Source organism: Candidatus Frankia nodulisporulans (genome assembly GCF_902806475.1).
Taxonomy (GTDB): domain Bacteria; phylum Actinomycetota; class Actinomycetes; order Frankiales; family Frankiaceae; genus Frankia; species Frankia umida.
In genome coordinates this window covers 1-560 of the sequence record NZ_CADCWS010000536.1, presented here as the reverse complement: position 1 = coordinate 560, position 560 = coordinate 1, and the positions used below count along the sequence as shown (strand labels likewise).

Sequence of the window (560 nt, the reverse complement as noted above, 5' to 3'; positions counted from 1 at the left end):
ATCCACTAACCCAGTTACACCGTTATCTTGACAGTCCCACTCCTGGCCACAGCTGGTATGGGCGTGGCGGCAACGGCTACCGCTTCGATCACACCTTCCTCACTGCCGACCGGCTCGACCTCACCAGCTGTGCCTATCTCCACACCCCTCGGCGCGAAGGACTCAGCGACCATGCCGCCATGACCGTCGCGACTGCCCTTACTCCCGCATCCCCCTGATCACTGCGGCCGGACATGCGCTCAGGGACAGCGCCGTCGTTGCGGGCCGTTGTCGACGTCGGAGGCTGGTGGGGGCGGACTGGTCCTTCTACCGGGGCGAAGCAGACAAATTTTGCCTTCTACCCTGTAGAAAAACCACGTTGATCGACAGGCCCGAGATTGTCTCGACCTGGGCAGCGCGCGCACCATCAGCCAGAGGCGGTGCCGGCCGGCACCGGCAGCGGGCCTGGGACGGGCCCACCTGCCGGAGCGGTATCCGTCACCGGGGCCACCACCGAGGTGGGCGGTGAGACCAGCGTGCCGAGCGACACCGGGGTGGGACGGGCGGGCAGCAGCAGGCAG

At 66.8% G+C, this 560-nt stretch carries 1 pseudogene; it reads left to right on the top strand.

Features of this window, described 5'->3' with window-relative positions:
* A pseudogene (locus G6R24_RS23130) lies at window positions 1–218 on the top strand (endonuclease/exonuclease/phosphatase family protein); the annotation flags it as partial.
* Window positions 219–560 lie beyond the last annotated feature (342 nt).